Source organism: Microcystis panniformis FACHB-1757, from assembly GCF_001264245.1.
In the GTDB taxonomy this organism is placed as follows: domain Bacteria; phylum Cyanobacteriota; class Cyanobacteriia; order Cyanobacteriales; family Microcystaceae; genus Microcystis; species Microcystis panniformis.
Genome location: NZ_CP011339.1, coordinates 1,109,558 through 1,127,297 on the forward strand (window position 1 = coordinate 1,109,558; position 17,740 = coordinate 1,127,297).

Annotated in this window: 22 protein-coding genes and 1 pseudogene; 12 read left to right on the forward strand and 11 right to left on the reverse strand. The window is 42.9% G+C overall.

The window, feature by feature from the left end:
• Nucleotides 1-124: 124 nt before the first annotated feature.
• Together crcB (VL20_RS05420) and crcB (VL20_RS05425) are read right to left on the reverse strand one after the other, a co-directional pair.
• Nucleotides 125-529 (reverse strand): fluoride efflux transporter CrcB, encoded by a 405-nt coding sequence (gene crcB, locus VL20_RS05420; RefSeq protein ID WP_052275842.1) that lies wholly within the window; start codon nt 527-529, stop codon nt 125-127.
• Nucleotides 530-674: 145 nt separating this feature from the next.
• A complete protein-coding gene (gene crcB, locus VL20_RS05425; RefSeq protein ID WP_052275843.1) occupies nt 675-1,064 on the reverse strand; it encodes a fluoride efflux transporter CrcB in 390 nt (129 codons plus the stop codon).
• A gap of 122 nt (nt 1,065-1,186) precedes the next feature.
• On the opposite strand from crcB (VL20_RS05425), the gene rsmA reads away from it, so the two are divergent.
• The gene (gene rsmA / locus VL20_RS05430; protein WP_052275844.1) at nt 1,187-1,993 is read left to right on the forward strand and encodes a 16S rRNA (adenine(1518)-N(6)/adenine(1519)-N(6))-dimethyltransferase RsmA; all 807 of its coding nucleotides are present in this window, start codon (nt 1,187-1,189) and stop codon (nt 1,991-1,993) included.
• A gap of 17 nt (nt 1,994-2,010) precedes the next feature.
• Nucleotides 2,011-2,952, forward strand: coding sequence for a 4-(cytidine 5'-diphospho)-2-C-methyl-D-erythritol kinase (gene ispE, locus VL20_RS05435; RefSeq protein WP_052275845.1), 942 nt, complete (start codon nt 2,011-2,013; stop codon nt 2,950-2,952).
• A 21-nt stretch (nt 2,953-2,973) separates the two neighbouring features.
• On the opposite strand, the gene VL20_RS05440 is transcribed toward ispE, so the two are convergent.
• The 3 genes from VL20_RS05440 to VL20_RS31450 are packed head-to-tail and all read right to left on the reverse strand — an operon-like array spanning nt 2,974 to nt 4,420.
• On the reverse strand, nt 2,974-3,786 hold the full coding sequence (locus VL20_RS05440; protein WP_052275846.1) for an urease accessory protein UreD: 813 nt from the start codon (nt 3,784-3,786) through the stop codon (nt 2,974-2,976).
• Nucleotides 3,787-3,789: 3 nt separating this feature from the next.
• The gene (locus VL20_RS05445; RefSeq protein WP_052275847.1) at nt 3,790-4,314 is read right to left on the reverse strand and encodes a hypothetical protein; all 525 of its coding nucleotides are present in this window, start codon (nt 4,312-4,314) and stop codon (nt 3,790-3,792) included.
• Nucleotides 4,268-4,420 carry a hypothetical protein gene (locus VL20_RS31450; RefSeq protein ID WP_162490486.1) on the reverse strand — a complete coding sequence of 51 codons (153 nt, stop codon included), beginning with the start codon at nt 4,418-4,420 and terminating at the stop codon, nt 4,268-4,270. Before VL20_RS31450 ends, VL20_RS05445 begins: the two co-directional genes overlap by 47 nt.
• Nucleotides 4,421-4,601: 181 nt before the next feature.
• On the opposite strand from VL20_RS31450, the gene VL20_RS05450 reads away from it, so the two are divergent.
• From VL20_RS05450 to gyrA, 3 genes are all read left to right on the forward strand, one after another.
• Complete coding sequence (locus VL20_RS05450; RefSeq protein WP_052275848.1) at nt 4,602-5,816, forward strand: AAA family ATPase; 1,215 nt, start codon at nt 4,602-4,604, stop codon at nt 5,814-5,816.
• Entirely contained in the window at nt 5,809-6,393 is a 585-nt protein-coding gene (locus VL20_RS05455) for a DUF4276 family protein (RefSeq protein ID WP_052275849.1), read from the forward strand. The genes VL20_RS05450 and VL20_RS05455 overlap by 8 nt, the downstream gene beginning before the upstream one ends.
• 192 nt (nt 6,394-6,585) lie before the next feature.
• Nucleotides 6,586-9,276 (forward strand): DNA gyrase subunit A, encoded by a 2,691-nt coding sequence (gyrA, locus tag VL20_RS05460; protein WP_284526010.1) that lies wholly within the window; start codon nt 6,586-6,588, stop codon nt 9,274-9,276.
• Between the two features lie 32 nt (nt 9,277-9,308).
• Here gyrA and VL20_RS05465 read toward each other — a convergent pair whose 3' ends face one another.
• The gene (locus VL20_RS05465; protein ID WP_046663126.1) at nt 9,309-9,839 is read right to left on the reverse strand and encodes a ComEA family DNA-binding protein; all 531 of its coding nucleotides are present in this window, start codon (nt 9,837-9,839) and stop codon (nt 9,309-9,311) included.
• Nucleotides 9,836-10,234 (reverse strand): NINE protein, encoded by a 399-nt coding sequence (locus VL20_RS05470; RefSeq protein WP_002788179.1) that lies wholly within the window; start codon nt 10,232-10,234, stop codon nt 9,836-9,838. Before VL20_RS05470 ends, VL20_RS05465 begins: the two co-directional genes overlap by 4 nt.
• A gap of 321 nt (nt 10,235-10,555) precedes the next feature.
• Between VL20_RS05470 and asnS the strand changes: the two genes are divergently transcribed.
• Nucleotides 10,556-11,920 (forward strand): asparagine--tRNA ligase, encoded by a 1,365-nt coding sequence (gene asnS / locus VL20_RS05475; protein ID WP_052275850.1) that lies wholly within the window; start codon nt 10,556-10,558, stop codon nt 11,918-11,920.
• Between the two features lie 167 nt (nt 11,921-12,087).
• On the opposite strand, the gene VL20_RS05480 is transcribed toward asnS, so the two are convergent.
• On the reverse strand, nt 12,088-12,297 hold the full coding sequence (locus VL20_RS05480) for a DUF6887 family protein (RefSeq protein WP_238567846.1): 210 nt from the start codon (nt 12,295-12,297) through the stop codon (nt 12,088-12,090).
• Between the two features lie 23 nt (nt 12,298-12,320).
• Nucleotides 12,321-12,605, reverse strand: coding sequence for a DUF6888 family protein (locus tag VL20_RS34035; RefSeq protein WP_052275851.1), 285 nt, complete (start codon nt 12,603-12,605; stop codon nt 12,321-12,323).
• Nucleotides 12,606-12,845: 240 nt separating this feature from the next.
• Here VL20_RS34035 and VL20_RS05490 point away from each other — a divergent pair, with 240 nt between their 5' ends.
• The gene (locus VL20_RS05490) at nt 12,846-13,283 is read left to right on the forward strand and encodes a hypothetical protein (protein WP_052275852.1); all 438 of its coding nucleotides are present in this window, start codon (nt 12,846-12,848) and stop codon (nt 13,281-13,283) included.
• 225 nt (nt 13,284-13,508) lie between these two features.
• Nucleotides 13,509-13,862, forward strand: coding sequence for a hypothetical protein (locus VL20_RS05495; protein WP_008205255.1), 354 nt, complete (start codon nt 13,509-13,511; stop codon nt 13,860-13,862).
• Between the two features lie 131 nt (nt 13,863-13,993).
• Here VL20_RS05495 and VL20_RS05500 read toward each other — a convergent pair whose 3' ends face one another.
• Together VL20_RS05500 and VL20_RS05505 are read right to left on the reverse strand one after the other, a co-directional pair.
• Entirely contained in the window at nt 13,994-14,503 is a 510-nt protein-coding gene (locus VL20_RS05500; RefSeq protein WP_052275853.1) for a PIN domain-containing protein, read from the reverse strand.
• Nucleotides 14,500-14,745, reverse strand: coding sequence for a UPF0175 family protein (locus VL20_RS05505; RefSeq protein WP_002748168.1), 246 nt, complete (start codon nt 14,743-14,745; stop codon nt 14,500-14,502). Before VL20_RS05505 ends, VL20_RS05500 begins: the two co-directional genes overlap by 4 nt.
• 379 nt (nt 14,746-15,124) lie before the next feature.
• Here VL20_RS05505 and VL20_RS05510 point away from each other — a divergent pair, with 379 nt between their 5' ends.
• From VL20_RS05510 to thrB, 4 genes and pseudogenes are all read left to right on the forward strand, one after another.
• Nucleotides 15,125-15,370 (forward strand): UPF0175 family protein, encoded by a 246-nt coding sequence (locus tag VL20_RS05510; protein ID WP_012264092.1) that lies wholly within the window; start codon nt 15,125-15,127, stop codon nt 15,368-15,370.
• Nucleotides 15,367-15,510, forward strand: a pseudogene (locus tag VL20_RS31585) (DUF3368 domain-containing protein); the annotation flags it as partial. The gene VL20_RS05510 and the pseudogene VL20_RS31585, both read left to right, overlap by 4 nt.
• A 521-nt stretch (nt 15,511-16,031) precedes the next feature.
• Nucleotides 16,032-16,742, forward strand: a complete 711-nt coding sequence (locus VL20_RS05515; RefSeq protein ID WP_052275854.1) for a superoxide dismutase — start codon at nt 16,032-16,034, stop codon at nt 16,740-16,742.
• 2 nt (nt 16,743-16,744) lie between these two features.
• Nucleotides 16,745-17,662 (forward strand): homoserine kinase, encoded by a 918-nt coding sequence (gene thrB / locus VL20_RS05520; protein ID WP_052275855.1) that lies wholly within the window; start codon nt 16,745-16,747, stop codon nt 17,660-17,662.
• Nucleotides 17,663-17,740 lie beyond the last annotated feature (78 nt).

Here is a 17,740-nt window from a genome sequence, read left to right on the forward strand (position 1 = left end):
TAGTTAGGTGTTAAAAGTTGTCAGACACCCCCCTTATCAAGGTAGTAGGGTTGATTCATGAATCAACCCTACTATGAATCAACCCTAGGGACAGGGGGATCAGACGCAAAATCTATTTAATAATTCATCTAGGAAAACCTGTTCTTGCTAAAATAACTCCAATTTTAAGCGCAATCATCCCCCCAAGAACACTGCCCAACCAATAAATTAAACCGAAAGTCAAGTTTCCCTGCTCTAAAAACTTGTTTACCTCCAAACTATAGGTAGAAAAAGTTGTATAGGAACCACAAAAACCCGTGGCAATCATCAATCCTAATTCTGGGGCAATTATACGAATATTTTCCTTAACCATAGTAAAGATATAGGCAATAATTAAACAGCCAGAAACATTGACAAAAAATGTCCCAAAAAATCCCCACTCTTTACCGAAGATACTGTCAATTAATTTCGCAATATAAAAACGACTTAAAGCCCCAAAAATAGCCCCAATTGCCACGAATAAACCATAACGACCCCTGAAAAAATTCATGCTGTCTCTCCTGCCCTTCAATAGTAAATAAATTGGAGAATTAAGTAGCTGGTTATAATTAAATTTAAAATGGATTTTAGGTTCGATCCCCCCTTAATCCACCCTTGATAAGGGGGGCATCTGATAGTTTTTAACGCCTACCTACTTAACCTAGAAAAAATTGGGCAATAGCTGCCCCGATTCTCACGGCAATCAATCCGAAAATGATACTAGCAACGGCAAAAATAAGACTGAGAAAATTTTGTTGATTGCGCCAGAGGGTCAAGATATCTAAACTATAGGTAGAAAAGGTGGTATAAGCTCCTAAAAATCCCGTTCTAACCATTAAATCTAGTGAGTGGGAATAAAAGGAAAAACTGGGTAAAATAGCCCAAAAAAAGCCGATAGCTAGACAGCCAGTTAAATTAATAATAAAGGTTCCATAGGGAAAGCGCAAGCCGAATTTCGCTTTTGTCCATTCGGTAATATGATAACGAGATAACGCCCCTGGAACCGCTCCTGCTGCAATTGCGAAAACATCGTTCAAATCTGACATTGTTTCTAATTTTTTTGCTATCTTTGCCTAGGCTCTATGATAATTGATGCGGTTATCGATCGCATGGCCGATATTTTCAGGAGTGTTATTGTCAAGGACAACCTGACATTCAGGATAAACGTATGAAAATTCAACCGCGTAAACGTTTTGGACAACATTGGTTAAAAGATGAATCGATACTCGATCGCATCATCGGCGCTGCTAATTTACAATCAGAGGATCGGGTATTAGAAATCGGCCCTGGTACAGGCATTTTAACCCGTCGTCTTCTCGATGGCGCTCAATTGGTTGTCGCTGTAGAAATCGATCGAGATCTATGGACAATTTTAAATAAAAAATTTGGCCAACAAGATAACTTTCATCTCATCCCAGGCGACTTTCTTACCCTTAAACCCGAGCAACTGCCGCCAGTTAATAAAGTAGTGGCTAATATTCCCTATAATATCACCGGTCCGATCCTCGAAAAGCTGCTCGGTTCGATCGCCCATCCCTTCACCCCCCCTTACCAGAGTATTACCCTCTTGGTCCAGAAAGAAGTCGCCGAAAGATTAGTCGCTGTCCCCTCCACCAAAGCTTACAGCGCTCTCAGCGTCCGCATTCAATACCTTGCCGATTGTCAATGGATTTGTGATGTCCCCCGGCGAGCCTTTTCCCCACCTCCCCGGGTGGATTCGGCGGTAATTCAGCTTTTACCCCGTGTTTTCCCGAAAAATGTCAGTAATGCGGCCTTTTTGTCCACTTTAATTAGCTGGGGTTTTGCCAACCGGCGCAAAATGTTACGCAATAATCTAAAAAATTGTCTGGATAGCGATCGATTAAGCCAAATCCTGACACAATTAGAGATTAATCCCCTCGCTCGCGCCGAAGATCTCAGTTTATCGCAATGGATTGACTTGGCGGAAAAATTAGGTCAATTGCCAAAATTTTAGATTTTTTTTCTTGACAAATGCACAGTTATACCCTTCTAGCCCCCGCTAAAATTAATTTATATCTAGAAATCGTTGGCGATCGCCCTGATGGTTTCCACGAGTTAGTCATGGTGATGCAGACGGTGGCATTATGCGATCGCATCACTCTCCGGCCGAACGGATTGCAGGAATTCCGTCTCTTTTGCTCTCATCCCCTCGTCCCCCAAGATAGCAGTAATCTCGCCCATCGCGCCGCCACTTTGATGGCGAAGGAATTCCCCCGCCTCTTTGCCAATTACGGCGGCATCGATATCACCATCGAGAAACATATTCCCGTGGCTGCCGGTTTAGCGGGGGGGTCCACCAACGCGGCGGCGGTGTTAGTCGGCATCGATTTAATCTGGGAATTAGGCTTAACCCATCCGGAATTAGAAACTTTAGCGGCAAGATTGGGATCGGATACTTCCTTTTGTGTGACAGGAGGAACGGTTATCTGTACGGGAAGGGGAGAAATTCTCGATCCTATCGCTCCTCTGACTGGATTATGGGTGATTTTAGCCAAATACGATCATTTATCCGTTTCTACACCCTGGGCCTACCAAAGCTATCGGCAAAAATTTCAGGATACCTATCTGTCTTCTCCAGAGGAGTTCCATCACCGTCGTCAGCAGGTGAGTTCCGGGGCTTTGGTACAAGCGATCACCCAGAAAAAACCAGCCGCTATAGGCAAATTTATCCATAATGACCTCGAAAAGGTGGTTTTACCCGAATTTCCCCTCGTAGCCGAGTTAAGACAGGTTCTAGGGGATTTAGGCGGTTTGGGAACGATGATGTCAGGCTCTGGCCCGACGGTTTTTACTCTCTGTTCATCTCAGGAAGTGGCGGAAACTATCGTTAAAGAGGCCCGGGAAATTCTTGTCGCTCCCGATCTACAATTTTGGATAGCTCCAATCACCGATACAGGCATTCAAGTGACTTGATAAAATTAAAATTGACCGCTTTTACCAAGATAACCAAACTCGCGGAATAATTGCCTCTCGATCGCTCATTTCTCGCCTTAAAATTTGCCAAACCTGCTGAAACCATTGTCGCACTTCACCGCTAGAATTACCCCGATAACGACATAAAAGACCATCTCCTAAAGTGCTAGTAACTCCCATCTCTCCTTCTAGGGAAAAATCTCTCACTTTCTCGATTAAATCTCTTCCCACTGGTTGACCGATATAAACTAAAGTACCGATCATGGCACTATTATTTAAACCAGAAAATCCCTCGATCATTTTACCACCCAACAGGAAGGAGCGATCGAGCCATAAAGGTTGTCCCGATCGCCAAATTTCCCAATTAGAATGCCATTCTCCCGCTAAAAATTTCTCGCCTCGCGCACTGCGACCAAAACGGGTAATTTCCCATCCCAACCAACTGCTATTTTCCCCTAAATCCACTCGTAAATGTTGGCGAAATACCGCACCATTAAAGATAATTGTTTCTTGGGGTAGCCATTCTAAACTGGCATTGTCATCGATTTTAATCTCGATTAATTGCTGGGCCATCTGACCGTTACTATGGTAAACTTTTCCAGCAGAAGCAGTGGTAATCAGGGCATTAGTAGCGGCTTGGAGATGAATTTTTTGTTGAAGAATATCACCGCCAACTATTCCCCCCGCCGTATGTAAAATCACCGTATGACAAAGATTTTTTCCTTCAGGATAAAAGGGTCTTTGTACTTTTAAAGGGGCGGTAGCATAGACGTGATTAATCTCGGTTGCGAGATTTTTTTGCTTGTAAATTAGTTCTAGGTTTCCCTGCCACATTATTTATTGATCCTCAGTCATGTTTTCTAGAAATTGCCGATAATTTTCAGGACTGAGATTAATTTTAAATTCTATTTGCTGTTCTTTATCCCTGAACAGTAAAATATATTCACTTTCCGATTTTTTGCCAACTAGGAGAGGATTTTTCATCTCGAATTTTTGATAAACTAGATGGGGTTTCGTCACCCGAATAACTAAACTAGGTTGGGATTGGGGATAAATATATAATTGCTCCCGTTCCCGATCTAAAATTAATTGTTTAGGTGTCATGCTTCTTTCGTCAGCAAAAGTAGATTTATGCCAATAGAGGGTAATCCCGCGAATTTGGGGCATTTGGATGCTAAATTTTTCATCAAAACCTTGCTGCTCCCAATTAATATCTTCCAGAGAGCCAGTATCGGGAATTAAACGCTGTTGCCAGAAGACTTCCTTAAGATTTAAATCTTGCCACCATTGGCTAATAATTTGGAAATTCTCCAGATTATCGGGGTTGGGATTGGCACTTTGCCAGAGGAGAGGAGTAAGCATTTTCGGGGAATTTTTGCGCTGGGAAAATCAGGTTAATAGTCTTCGCTGGAGTTAAGGGATCATTAATCTCAATCATCATCGATTCTTGAGCTGCCGATAGGTCCATGATATTAACTCTCGATCGCATTTTTATTTTATCCTAAATTATCGGGGGAAAAACTGCTAAAAGTGGTCTTCACTGGTGATCGCCAGCCACCAGCCTAGAAAACTGAGGGAAGATCAGATAGATTGGGATATAATTAACTAATAAAGCTCTGTATGATCCCAAAAACTAGAATTGTTTTAATATGAACCAGCCTAGACTATTATCTTTTACCCTCGATGGTTGGGGTGTGCTAGGTGGTCCAGTTTCCCTATCCCTAGTTAACCAAGTTGGGGTATTAGTGGGGAGAAACGGTGCGGGGAAATCCGCTATCCTAGAAGGATTTGAAGCCATCTCATCCTGTGCTATGGGTAGATCGATCGTATCTCGGATGATTGACAGTGATAGCATTCCCTCAATTTTGCAGGTTGAAATTCTAACACCGACTAACCGGCGCTTAGGATACAGGTATGAGCTAATCATCCCCTTTTCTATGGACGATCTAGATACAGACATAGACGATACCACTAACGATAATTCCTTGGAAAATTCCTTTTCTTGGAATGATTCTTGTCATTATATTGATGGAGATCAAGAACTTCTCTGGAAAACCGAATTTGGACTAACAAGCTTTAATAATAATGGTGAGCCAATATTTGCTATTCTTGGCAATACTACCTCGCTGCGACAGTCAAATGTACCTGGAAATTCATCGCTAAATTTACCTCCAGAAATGAAGTGGGTTTATGCTATTTTAAAAGGGATTCGTCTTCTTGGCAAAGCTCCTATCCGTCGCACATCAAGGCGACAGCCTTCCTTACTAAAGGTGGCAAGTAAGAAGGTTTCTACCAGTCGATTTGATCTAGCAGATACTCTAGCTCGGAGAATATTTTCTTGGGTAGGTACGGATTATTTTGATGAACTAGAAAATGTTTGTCAACGAATAGGACTTGCCAAGAAAATCACTGTGCAGAAGTTTGTTTTGAGTGAGCATTCTGGACAGACAGACCAAGGTAAAGACGAAGAGTACATCGCTTCAGTATTATTAGATGGAGTCAATATTGGATTACTCTCCGATGGCACCTTGCGAGTTTTATCAATTCTTATCGAAATAATTGCTCACTCTCCTAATGCAACAACCATAATTGAGGAGCCAGAAACACAAATACATCCCGCAATGTTAGCAAAATTATTAAATGAAATTAAATCCTATACTTGGGATGAAAATTTAATTATATCAACTCATTCACCACAAGTAGTAGCTTGGACAAAGCCAGAAAATATTAGCTTAGTTTATCGTAACCAGGGACGGACAAGTGTTAGGAAACTAGAAGAAGGAGAGATTGAAAAAGTTGTCGAGTACCTCTGTGAAGAAGGAGATTTAGGAGACTGGATTTACAGTGGTATTCTCGATGAGTAGTAACTTGATCGCCATAATTGCCGAAGATGAGACGGACTGCGATGTGTTTCGTCAAATTATCCATCGCGTGCTGGGGACAAATACTAGGACAAAATCTTGGGCATCTAAATCCTCTAGTACATTAAAGAGAAAACTGTCAGCAAAACTTAAAGTGATGACAAGGGAAGGATGTGATGCTTTTATCATTGTTCATGATTTAGATCGTAATCCCAAGAATAACTCTCTTAACGATGAAAAACAATTGCGAGATCACTTAGAATTAAGCTGTTCTAATATTAATGGTATCAGGAAATATATCTGCATCCCAATAGAAGAATTAGAGGCTTGGTTTTGGTCTGATCCAGAGGTGGTTAAATATGTGGGACGAGGCAAGGGAAAAGATCACCCAAACCCTCACCTAATTATCAAACCGAAAGAAAAATTGATCCAATTGTCAATCGGTGAAAATAGAAAACCCCGTTATAGTACCAACATGAATGTTGAACTGGCCGAAAAGCTAAATTTAGAACTTTGTGCCACTCGTTGTCCTTCTTTTAAAGATCTTCTCGACTTTCTGCAATCTCTGTCAAGAGGATAGCAAACCATTAACCCCCCCATCCCAGCCAAGAAACCTGCGAGCGCCGCCTCAAACCCCAAAAAAGAGGGATTTTATGGTAAAATAGTCCTACAAATGGGCATATTCTGCACATCAAAAGGGTAAAAACCCGATTTTTAGCGAATTTACTCACAAAAACGCTTTTTTTGCCTTGTTATTGGAGTTAACCCCCCTATGACCGCCGCCCAGGATCATGTCGTCCCCACAGACTTAAGCAATGAAATGTCCCGTTCCTACCTAGAATACGCCATGAGCGTCATCGTCGGGCGCGCCTTGCCCGACGCTAGGGACGGACTGAAACCCGTACACCGGCGCATTCTTTATGCGATGTACGAACTAGGATTAACTCCCGATCGCCCCTTCCGCAAATGCGCTAGAGTCGTCGGGGAAGTATTAGGAAAATACCACCCCCACGGAGATACTGCCGTTTACGATGCCCTCGTCCGCATGGCCCAGGATTTCTCCATGCGCGATCCCCTGATTAACGGTCATGGTAACTTCGGATCGATCGATAACGATCCCCCGGCAGCCATGCGTTATACCGAGTGTCGTCTGCACACCCTGGCCACCAACGCCCTACTACAGGATATCGAGTCAGAAACCGTCGATTTCGCCGATAACTTCGATGGTTCCCAACAGGAACCCGTGGTTTTGCCCTCTAGAGTCCCGCAACTGCTAATTAATGGCTCATCGGGCATCGCCGTCGGTATGGCCACCAATATCCCCCCCCACAACCTGGCCGAGATTATCGATGGAACCGTTGCCCTCATCCATAACCCCGATCTCACCGATACGGAATTACAGCGTTATATCCCGGGGCCAGACTTTCCCACCGGGGGGCATATCCTTGGTAGAGACGGCATTCAGGAAGCTTACACCACCGGCCGCGGTTCCATTACCCTGCGGGGAGTCGCCACCATTGAAACTATCGAACAAAGGGGAAGACCCGATCGAGATGCTATTATCATCACCGAACTGCCCTATCAAACCAATAAAGCGGCATTAATCGAAAAAATCGCCGATTTGGTCAATGATCGCAAAATAGACGGTATTTCCGATGTGCGGGACGAAAGCGATCGCGACGGCATCCGGGTGGTGATCGAACTGAAACGAGATGCCTATCCCCGCGTCGTCCTCAACAATCTTTATAAACAAACGCCCCTCCAGTCGAATTTTGGGGCGAATATGTTGGCATTAGTCGATAACGAACCGAGATTACTGACTTTAAGGGAGTTTCTTCGGGTTTTCCTCGATTTTCGCCTAGAAGTTATCACCCGTCGTACCCGTTATGAACTCCGCAAGGCCGAGGAAAGGGATCATCTCCTTCAGGGTTTACTAATTGCCCTCGCTAGTCTCGATGCAGTCATTGCCCTAATTCGCAGTGCTGCCGACACAGCTAGTGCAAAAGAGGGATTAGTGCAGAATTTTGGTCTTTCGGAGGTGCAAGCGGACGCAATCCTACAAATGCAGCTGCGACGGTTAACTGCCCTAGAATCGGAGAAAATTCAGCAAGAACACGGGGAATTACTGACAAAAATCGGCGATCTTCAGGATATTTTAGCCAGAAAAGAACGGATCGACAGCATTATCGAGGAAGAACTGCAACAGATCAAAACGATTCACGCTACCCCCCGTCGCAGTCATATTGAACAACGGGAAGGAGAAATCGCCGAAACTGACTTGATTGCCAACGAACAGGCCTTAATTCTCGTCACTGAACAGGGTTACATCAAAAGAATGCCCGTTAATACCTTTGAGTCCCAAAATCGGGCGACAAGGGGCAAAGCTGGCGCGAAAATGAAAGAAGACGACGGCATCGATCACTTTATCACCTGCCGCGATCATGATAGCGTCCTCTTTTTCACCGATCGCGGGGTTGTCTATAGTCTCAACGCCTATCATATCCCCACCGGTTCCCGTACCGCTCGCGGAGTTCCGATCGTGCAACTGTTAGAGATTCCCAAAGGGGAGAAAATCACCTCGGTGGTGGCAGTCAGCGAGTTCAGCGAGGATAATTACCTGATTATGCTCACACAAAAGGGATTTATCAAGAAAACCGCCCTCGCTGCCTTTAGTAATATTCGATCGAACGGTTTAATCGCCATTTCTCTCGAAGACGGTGATCAACTGCGTTGGGTTCGCTTGGCTAAAGAGGAAGATAGCGTCATTATCGGTTCTCGTCATGGGATGGCAATTCATTTTAAGGCCGATAGTCAACAATTGCGCTCCTTGGGAAGGGCAACTAAAGGCGTAAAATCGATGAAATTGCGCTCAGGTGACGAATTAATCAGTATGGACATCCTGCCTAGTCAAATTGTCGCCCAAATCGCTGAATCTAACGAAGAAGAAACCGAGGACGAAAGCGAAGAAATTAACCCCGAAGTGGCTAATAACGGCCCCTGGGTGTTAGCAATTACCATGGCAGGACTAGGAAAACGGGTTCCCGTTACCCTCCTCCGGCTGCAAAATCGGGCGGGATTAGGAGTTAGAGTGATTAAATTCCGCAAAAAGAACGATAAATTAGCGGCTCTGCACGTTGTTAACCCCAACGAGGAATTTATGATTATCACCGAAAGGGGTATTATCATCCGTCAATCCGTCGATGCTATTACTCCCCAATCGCGATCGGCCGGAGGTATCCGGGTACAAAAACTCGATGAGGACGATGCGATTGCTGCGGTGGCCCTAGTTCCCCTAGTGATGCGGAGGAATCTGAAGACATTTAGATTTGCTGGGAAGTGGGGAAATGGGGAAGTGGGGAAATGGGGAAGTGGGGAAGTGGGGAAGTGGGGAAGTGGGGAAATTGAACTAAAACCCCAAAACCCCAAAACCCCAAAACCCCAAAACCCCAACCCCAACACCTAAAACCTTCCTGCTGCCTTCGTTAAAATTTGGGGTTAAAACTGAAAAAAGTGCATTAATTGGGAGATTTCCTGAGCGTCTAGGGATAAACGCCCTTTAAAATCCACAATATTCTTAAATAATCCCTGTTCTTCTCTATTTTTAATAATGGCAGCCGCCAAATTATCGCTGATCAGGGGTAGGGTGGTTAACTGCTCGATCGAAGCGGTGTTAGGATTGATTTTAGGGGGTGCGAGGTGACTTTCGGGGCTATAATAGGCAAATTCTAGAATCGGTTCCCAAGCTTTCAATCTAGCCACAGGAACACTCAAAGCAGCCGCTAGATCTTCGAGACAAAGCAATTCTACCCCCATACCCAGCAATTCCACCAACATCCGCGCTTGATGGATGGATATCCCTGGCAATCGCAGCCAATCATCCACACCCGCTTGACTGACATTAATTTTAATGCCCAATTGTGCCGCCATAGCGATCTCATCGAGGGAACGAAAGCGATAATAGGGATCATTGCTAATTTTGGCTTTTAAAGGGTTAAAAGTGCGCCCTAACCAGTTTTGCGGTGTCATTGTAGTAATTGTCGCCGTTTTTCTTCAAATTCGTACTCAGAAATCAATCCTTCTTGCCGGAGGCGCTCTAATTCCCTTAAAGCTGCCCCGATCGCCTCTACTTGTTTAGGCTCTAAACTGGGGACAGTGGCAGCAGCGGTGGCAGTGGGAAAATAGTTAGCCAAAAATTGGTTATCTTGGATTAAATACCACACTGCATCGATCGCGCAAGCCACCCGGGGAATCGGAGTTTGCCAAAGGAGAAGATAGATAATTCCCCAGAGAGGTTGACCGAGATAGAATTTATGAATACCGGCGATAGGAAAGGGTAAAGCGAGAATGCTACCGATAAAAGCCAAAAAAATCGCTAATTTACGGCTTTTGGGCTTACTTAATAATTTTTCCACCAGAAGCATGACACCTGTTCGAGATTGATTTTAGCCTGATCTGAACCTTCTATTCTAAAATAAGTAGGGAGGCACAATTATTTGTAGGATGGGTTAGCGGTAGCGTAACCCATGCGGCCGTTGGGTTTCATGCTTCAACCCAACTTACGTTCATCTTATATTTAATTCCACCCACCCACTTACTCTTTGGTTCTAAGTAGGGAGACACAATTATTTGTAGGATGGGTTAGCGGTAGCGTAACATAATCTGGCGTTGGGTTTCATGCTTCAACCCAACCTACGTTCATCTTATATTTAATTCCACTCACCCACTTAACATAGGGATAAGCAATGACTACCAGAATCAAGGAAATCTTTCAGACAGGACAACCGGATCAATCCGTCACCGTGCAGGGTTGGGTGAGAACAAAACGAGAATTAAAAGAATTTACTTTCCTGGAAGTTAATGATGGCTCATCCCTAGCCAACTTACAAGTTATCCTCGAACCGACTTTACCCGATTATGAAAATGTACTAAAGACAATTAGTACAGGAGCGGCGATCGCTGTTTCGGGAAATTTGGTTCCTTCCCCGGGTAAAGGGCAAAATATCGAGTTAAAAGCGGCCGAAATCACCCTTTATGGTGACTGTCCTGCGGATTATCCCCTACAAAAGAAACGTCATTCCTTTGAATTCCTAAGAACTATTGCCCATCTGCGAGCAAGAACCAACACCCTAGGGGCAGTAATGCGGGTTAGAAACGCTTGCGCTACCGCTATACACACTTTTTTCCAAGAAAAGGGCTTTATTTGGGTACATACTCCCATTATTACCGCTAACGACTGCGAAGGTGCGGGAGAATTATTTACTGTCACCAGTTTAGATTTAAAAAAACCCGCCAATTTTGCCGAGGATTTCTTTGGTAAACGGGCCTATTTAACCGTCAGTGGACAATTACAAGCGGAAGTAATGGCCATGGCTTTATCTAATGTTTACACTTTTGGCCCGACTTTTCGCGCCGAAAATTCTAATACTTCCCGTCATCTGGCCGAGTTTTGGATGGTGGAACCGGAAATGGCTTTTTGTGACTTGGAAGGAGATCAGGATTTAGCGGAAGCTTTTCTGAAATATATCTTTAAATTCGTTTTAGAAAATTGTCCCGAAGATTTGCAGTTTTTTAACGAACGTATCGATAAAACGGTGTTAAGTACGGCCGAAAATATCGTTAATAGTGAGTTTGGCCGGATTACCTACAGCGAAGCGATCGAGTTATTAGAAAAAGCCGATCGTCAGTTCGAGTTTCCGGTAGAATGGGGCGTAGATTTACAGTCAGAACACGAACGTTATCTAGCGGAGGAACTATTTAAAAAACCCGTGATTGTCACCAATTATCCCAAGACAATCAAAGCTTTTTATATGCGTCTAGATGACAATAATAAAACTGTTTCCGCTATGGATATTTTAGCACCCAAGATCGGCGAAATTATCGGCGGTTCCCAACGGGAAGAACGATTAGATGTATTAATCCAAAGAATGCAGGAACAGGGAATGAATCCCGATGATTTGTGGTGGTATTTAGATCTGCGTCGCTACGGTTCCGTTCCCCACGCTGGTTTTGGTTTAGGATTCGAGCGTCTGGTACAATTCATGACGGGAATGACCAATATTCGCGATGTGATTCCTTTCCCCCGTACCCCTTTAAGTGCCGACTTTTAGAATGATGTCTAGAACCCACCGGAGAAAGGAGGAATGTAAATATTTATTAAATTGTAGCTTAGGCTACAGACTTGAAGTAGAAAATGTGCATTGTTTTGTTGTCCTCCTTCTGTCTTGGGTTGGGCTATTGCTTGACCTGACTGCGAGAGAGTGCGATCGCAATGTATCTAAGTTAACTCATTTTGCTGAAAATTATGACGGGAATCTTGACGCATTTGTTCAATAACTTCGGGATATTTTTCCATATCTTCTAAGGAGTTTAAAGGTGGATAAACTACTCGATCTTTTCTTTCATTTACCTTATCTACATAGGCATAAAAAGCCTCGTCATCCTCACGATGAGATAATACATAACTTTTTAATTCTTGAGAGGTCATAGTTTTAAAATTAGGTTTTTGATTCATTTTATCCATTGTCCATTAGGTTTAATTTCAATCTCAATACCTTCACCAATTAACATGAAAATATTTTTAGTACGATCATCCAATCTTATTAAGTTAATTGGTAAATAAAACCTTGTTGCCCAACAAGATAGGGTATAACATTGTAAGAGTTGTGCAAGTGTCGGAATATTTTTCCCTCCCAAAACCGAACGAATGACACTAATTATAACAAAATAGAGAATCTGCTTCAACAACTTCGAGACAGAGATGAACGCAAAGACGAATCCGACAGACCGCGCCACAATAACTCAAGGAAGAGGATAGTTCGTCTGAGAAGGGGTAAAACAGCGGAAAACACCTGAGACTCCCTGCTCTGTCAACCCCTAAGCTAGGGAGAGAAATATAAAGATTTATTAAATTGTAGCTTTTGATACAGTTGTGGGGGGGGAGTGTGTATTGTTTTGCTATCCGCCTTTAGTGTTGGGTTGGGTTGTTGCTTCACCTAGCTGCGAGGGGACGAACACTTATGTACTGAGTAGCGAATGGTGATGAAAAAAGGATTTTTCAGATGGCTACCAATTTTAGCCTTAACTATAGCTTTATCTTCTAACTTCTATCAGAATCACGATGATATTGCTCAAGCCCGTAATTCGAGACGTGTAAGCAATGGTTTTGCTTTCGAGATTCAGAATTGTAATAAAGACAATAATTCTGTAGTTTGTACTTTTATGGTTGCAAACTTAGGGGAAGTCAGAGATCTTTATTTTTATCCCAAAGACTCTATCATCATTGATTCTACCGGCAAGCAATTGAAGGGATCGGAGGGCCGTATTGGAGGAATAGGTCGTGATATGGTATGGGTAAGAGATATGCCTTCTAGAGTCCCCATTAACGGAAAAATTCTCTTTAAAGGAAATTTGCCCGGAAGAATCGTTTATCTGCGATTAGTAGGTCCTGGTTTCTCAGTTGAATGGAGGTAATATATTACCTCGTTCTCAGGTTCTACCTGAAGATTTTTCCTGTGGCAGCAGCATTGAGATTCGTAGGTTGGGTTGACGCAAGGAAACCCAACAACTTCCTGGAATATTTTCACAATGTTTGTTGGGTTTCGCCTTTTGAGCCGATTGGTAATACCTGAGCAATAATGATAGCTCAACCCAACCTACGGCTCGATTAATTAATAAACTTATTCAGGAATGATAGTTATGGCAATCAGAATCAAACTTTGGGCAGATTATGGAAGTTACCCACTTTGGGGAGTAGATGAAATTGATAACATTGCTCCTGAAGAATTACCATTAAGTCAAGCAACCATTCAACGTTTAAACCCATGGCAGGATACTTACGATAAGACTTTAAATCAAGACTATCCACCTTTATCAGATTTTCCTAATCAGCAAGCTGAAATGGATTTTAAACAAGAAGGAATTAGTTTATGGAAACAGTTACGTCTTGAACTGGCCCCGGATTATGAAGTTTTCTACCAAAATGAAGGTCAATTGTTCAGACATCCTAAGGAAATAACCACAAAATCTACAGTACAAAAAATAACAGTTTGAGTATCATCACCCTCGGAACATTAGGCGCAGCTTCAACCCTGAAGCGCCAACTAAAACCCTCTTAATCCACTGAAAAAGAAACCACAAAAGTCGGCTAAATTGCCTCTCAAAATACCATCAATGCCCCTTCTTCAATCTTGAGGGGGTTTATTTTTTTCTTCATCAACAATCTGTAAAACACTGCTGTATAAAGGTGCAGCAACCCAAAATCCTGCTCGATCAATCAAAGCGTCTAGTAGGGGTTTCACCTCAGAGATTAACCGTCGATTCTTCGCCTCAACTAAAATGCCCAGAATTCCTGTGTATCGAAGATTAAGTCTAGCAGCAATTCTACGACCAAGACGCTCATCAATCAAAACTTGATCTGCTCCCAACTCAAGTGCTAAAGCAATAGCCTCAGCTTCTCCCTTATCTAGTTCATCTGCAAGAGCTTCAATCACTGTGCGGTTAGTTACCGTTCGAGTTTGAATCCAATCTAAGGTTTGTACCTCTATTGAACCTGCTACCGGAAAATCAGGCTCAGTTAATTCTCGATAAACTGCTTCAGGAATAAAAACTATTTCGTAAAGTTGTTGTAGCAGATGAAGTTGATTAATGGCGGCAAGATTGTTGATAGGGGATGTATCACTGACAACAATCACAATCTTCCCATCTCCCGCAAGTTCTTAATATCCTGTTCAAAATCTTCGACATCGTAGTGTACCGGAATTTGACGACTTGCAAGTAGGTGTTGAAAAGCAATACGATTCATTCCTGCAAATCGACTCGCTTGAGCAAGGGTGAGCTTCTCTTTTTGAAAGAGCATGACCGCAATTTCCTGCCTCATCTCAGCTTCAGTCATGCGTGTTGCACTGAGAATTTCATCGGAGATATCAATACTCATGGCTATAACCCTATCTATCCCTTCCTATTGGAATGATATCATAACCCCCTTCATTTAGTCAGTTGAGCGGGTTTATTTTTTGCGTCTCTTCTCCTTACACATTTTACACATTAAGAATCGGTGGGTCTATTGAGTTACCAAAGCCAATAGAAGAGGCTTTATTATCAGTTGCCAACTAAACCCCTCCCAATCCATTGAAAAAGAAACCACAAAAGTAGGCTAAATTGCCTCTAAAAATACCATAAATGCCCCTTCATTCAATCTTGAGGGGGTTTTGTTTTTTTGCTCGTGTTTCCAATCATTAATTTTTATTAATTAATTGCTCGTAAGTAGTTTTTGTGATACAATAATGGCTCTCAGTTTAATATCGTAAAATTCAATGACTATTGTGATTCCCAACGAAATTATACAAGCAACAGGAAAAAACGAGCAACTGTTGCGACTAGAACTGGCAATCATTATGTTTAGAGATTATCATATCAGTAGCGCAAAAGCAGCTGATTTTGCCAACTTATCTTTAATTGAATTTCGTCAAGAAATCGCCAAGAGGAATATTTGCGTAAATTATGATAGTGTAGATTGGCAACAAGAATTAGAAACCTTAAAAACTTTAGGTGATCTGTGATTGTTGTTAGTAACACCTCTCCTATTACCAGTTTAGCTGCTATCGGCTATCTTAACTTGCTCCATGATATTTATGGAACAATTATTATTCCAGTAGCTGTTTATGAAGAAATGACAGGATTAGGTTATGCTGTACCAGGTAAGTACCTAGGCAAAATTATTTACACATGACGATCATTGCCCCGTAAGGGTTTTAGCTCGATCGGGCAGGTAATTAATTTTGCATGACTACTTACTATTTAGGATTGTTTTGAGGTTTATCTGGCTTATTTTCTCTTTTAGGACTCAATTCGGCTCTTCTGGTTTCTGTGTGTAAACGAGGTCTATACTGATAGTTTCTTCTTTCAAAATAGTCCTAAAAGTCTTGCCCAGTAAGCATTTAACCTTACATAAGCAAAAATTATCACACAAAGTCGAGAAGAGCCAACGATAAATTGACAAGTGTGGGGATGGGATTTTTTTCCTCCCCACTTCAAGAAAAACGCGCTCTAGAAACCTTCCAAATTTAACTCTTAATTTTAGGTAAACAATTTTTTTAAAATTCCCCGGCAATTACTCAAAAAATTTGACATCTTAGAGCGGACAGGTAAAAATTAAAACTTTTCTCTGCCAAGGCACCGATCGATAGGATAATTAATAATCGGAACATCTGCTCTGAGAATATGTCTCTTGATCGCCGTCAATTTCTTTATCTTTTAGGTGCTACCCTTGGCACAGCCACTCTTGTCGGTTTTAACCGTGCCGCTTTTGCCGCTACTGGTCCCTATGGTCTTATCGCCCTACCCTATGGCTATGATGCCCTAGAACCTTATATCGATAAGGAAACGATGCAATTTCATCACGATAAACACCATGCAGCCTACGTTAATAATCTCAACACGGCAGTGGCAAAATATCCAGAATTGCAGAAAAAAACAGTAGTAGAATTAATTAAAAATCTTGACTCTTTACCCGCCGATCTTCGCATCACTATCCGCAATAATGGCGGCGGCGATCTTAATCATACGATGTTTTGGCAGATTATGTCCCCCGATGGCGGTGGCGAACCAACAGGAGAAATAGGAGCGGCAATAATCGCTAAATTTGGCAGTTTCGAGGAATTTAAAAACGCTTTCAACCAAGCAGGTACTAAACTTTTTGGTAGTGGTTGGACATGGTTGGTTTTAAATAAGTCAGGACAACTGGAAATTATCAGCACTGCTAACCAAGATAGCCCCCTAATGATGGGATTACAGCCAATTATGGGCAATGATGTCTGGGAACACGCCTATTACTTAAAATACCGTAATCAACGGGCTGAGTATTTAAAACAGTGGTGGAATGTGGTTAACTGGGAGGAGGTAAATCGCCGCTATGTTCAGGCAAAAGCTTAACGATGACAACTTTTACGGTAACAGTTCCCGCTACCACTGCTAATATTGGGCCCGGCTTCGATTGTCTCGGAGCGGCCTTAACCCTATATAATCAGTTTACTTTTACCCTGCTGCCAGCAACGACAGCTAACCCTGTCAGCATTATTGTCAAGGGAACTGAATCAGCTAAAGTTAGCCAAGGTGCTGATAATTTAATCTACAGTTCTTTTTTGCAAGTTTATCAAAAAATAGGACAGAATCCGCCCCCTATCGCCATCGAGATCGGTTTAGGGGTTCCTCTGGCTAGAGGTTTAGGTAGTTCTGCGACTGCTATTATCGGTGGGTTAGTGGCTGCCAATCAATGTGCGGGAAATCCTTTATCTCTGGGGGAAATCGAAGCATTAGCGATCGCTTTGGAGGGCCATCCAGATAATGTGGTGCCGGCTTTGCGGGGCAACTGTCAGCTATCGGCAGGATATAGCACAGATTGGGCTATTTGTCAAGTATTTTGGCAAAAAAATCTCATTCCCGTCTTGGCGATTCCCGATTTTGAACTGGCTACGGCAAAAGCTAGGGCGGTTTTACCGGAAAAAATTAGCCGTCAGGAGGCTATTTTCAATATTTCCCGCTTGGGTTTATTATTGCGGGGATTGGAGACGGGTAACGGCGATTGGCTGAGAATTGCCCTAGAGGATAAACTGCATCAACCCTATCGCCAATCTTTGATCCCGGGTTACGAAAAGGTGAAAAAAGCCGCCATTAATGGGGGTGCTTACGGGATGGTAATTAGTGGCGCAGGTCCCACCCTATTAGCTTTAACTAACCCCGACAATGCCCAAAAAACAGCCACAGAGATGACAAATGCTTGGAAGGAAGTGGGGATTAACTCCAGTGCCAAAATTTTGGCTTTAGATACCCTAGGGGCGCAAGTAAACTGTTAAGCATCCAATTTACTTGTTAAGAGTCCATGGCAGATTGGTTGGGGTGTGGGGAAGTGGGGTGTGGGGAAGTGGGGAGCT